General features: G+C 41.0%; 1 protein-coding gene. It reads right to left on the minus strand.

What is annotated here, in order from left to right; genetic code table 11:
• Window positions 1-2,237, minus strand: a 2,237-nt coding sequence (locus AAC037_RS23690) for a S8 family serine peptidase (RefSeq protein ID WP_339906111.1), incomplete at both ends; no start/stop codon positions are given.

Consider the following 2,237-nt stretch of genomic DNA (forward strand, 5'->3'; position numbering starts at 1 on the left):
ATGGCTATATAAGACCTGGAAGTGGCATCTGCAATTGGCACCCCATTTCTGTACCACTGATAAGATGCTGCTGGCAATTGAGAACTTAATTGAGAACCATTGACCACAATTACTGGCCTGTCCAAGGTATTGGAAGATACGGATATGCTTTTTTGGAAAGTCTTTATTCCTGAGGGGCCAGCGGCTTCAAGGGTAACTTGATAAGTTCGGGAAAAGTTAAATACAAAGGTAGGATTTTCGAGGTTTGAGGTTCCAAGGCCGGCAAAACTCCAATTCAATGTACTAATATTCCCCTCACTTAAGTTTATAAATTCGGTAATCCCCCCGGCACAATTGAAGCGCACATCAAAGTTTACGAAAATAACATCTTCACAGGAAATATTACTCCAATTTTCGGCATTAACCACTGAAGACTGTGGATCCAGGTTTATGACTGCCTCTCCTAATAAATCCACATTCTCAACACTTAAACCTTCAAAACAATATTTGGTATACACGTCATGGAAAAGAGATGCATTACCGTTTGCAGTAATCAGTGAATTTCCTCCGGGGTTATTCTCATGACTAATATCTTCCAAAACAGAAAAGGTAGCTCCATCATTTAAAGTTAATTGAGCACCCCGTTCCAAAACCAGGCTATTAACAGTCGTGGAAAGCGGTTCTATTTCAGTATGTCCTGAAAGAAACAGATTTTCAAAATCACCAGATGCAAGGATCACCAAATTATCCCCTTTATTGGTAAGGTTGATGCCCGGTAATTTTTGCAGATCCTGATACATGCCATTTGTACCCCGGAAAAGCAAATGTAAGGGCTGATTGACCATTGCATTTTCCTCAACCAACCATTGCTCACTAAATACAATTGTAGTTAAACTTCCACTGATTTCAGCCCCTTCCAATAAGCTGAAATCGTTTACAAATACACTGTCGACCAAAAATTCAACTTCCGCAGAATGAATGCTTAAAGCATCCAATTCAGGCAATGCCAATACCTGCCATCTCCCTGCAATGATCTCTACATCCACCTCCGAGAAGATAATTTGACCAAAGTCCACAATACTTTCTTTTTCATCCACTCCTTCCAAAAGTATGTTTCCATTTTTTACCTCCATATTTTGGTTACTAGAGCGGAATCCATTTATTACAATTAAATTTTGCTGGTTTAGATCCAGTACATGGCTTTGATCACCAAAAACATTTAGACTGAACACCTTAGCCTCTTCATTCAACTGGATTACCTTGCCATTATTAGGTTGATCAATCACAACCCGGGTGCCTTCATCAGGTATTATACCTGCACTAGGCCCATTTGAAGAAAGGGACCAATTGTCAGGGTTCTCCCATTCCTCATTTCCTCCAATCCAATACAAAGTACTGGTTTGCCCATCAGTGACACCTGCAGAAAAAATCATACTAAAGTCTTGTTGCCCATTGACAAGGTTACCTTTATGATTGATCTGTAAAGTGTATTTCTGAGGGCTAGGGTTTTCAATCAGTATCTGTTCTACGTTGTCTCTGAAATTGTCTCTATCTCTTTCGGCCACTGCCCCTGAACCTTGTGCAGGATTTAATGACCAAGGATAATAAACTGTTCCATTTTCATCCACAATTCTCATGTCCAGGTCATTAACCAGCATTAAATTGCCGGGGTTTAGCTGCACAGGTGCTGGGGAGCCTGCAGGATCTGTCCAGGCGATGGTAACCTTTATCGGATCCACCCCATTAGAAATAAATTCTATTTGATAATCCCCATTGTCCTCCAATTGTAATTCTCTCATCACTTTGGAGCTACCATCTTCATTAATGATTATATCTGCAGCGGCTTTTGCATCCAACAAACCCCAACCGAACATATAATCCGGTCCCGGATCAATACCTGCTTCCTTGGTAGTGTGGATGGCAAGTGCTTTGAGAGTGGCTGAACGCATGTACCTACCAGAATTTCTCTGATGATACAATTCCTGCAAAAGCATTAAGGTTCCAGTAACATTAGGTGAGGCCATGGAGGTCCCACTCAAGGTAGCATAACTGTCACCATTTCCGTCATTAGAAACAGCAGAACTAAAAACGTTTACTCCCATGCCTACAAAGTCCGGCTTAATACGACCATCATCTACAGGGCCCCAACTAGAGAAACTACTCATAAAAACATCCGAAGGGGTACTGTAGTCCTGAAGTAAGCTGACTGCACCTACAGTAATATTGTTTTCAATTAATGCTTTTAAGATGTTACCTGA

It is taken from the genome of uncultured Cyclobacterium sp. (assembly GCF_963976465.1).
Lineage (GTDB): Bacteria > Bacteroidota > Bacteroidia > Cytophagales > Cyclobacteriaceae > Cyclobacterium.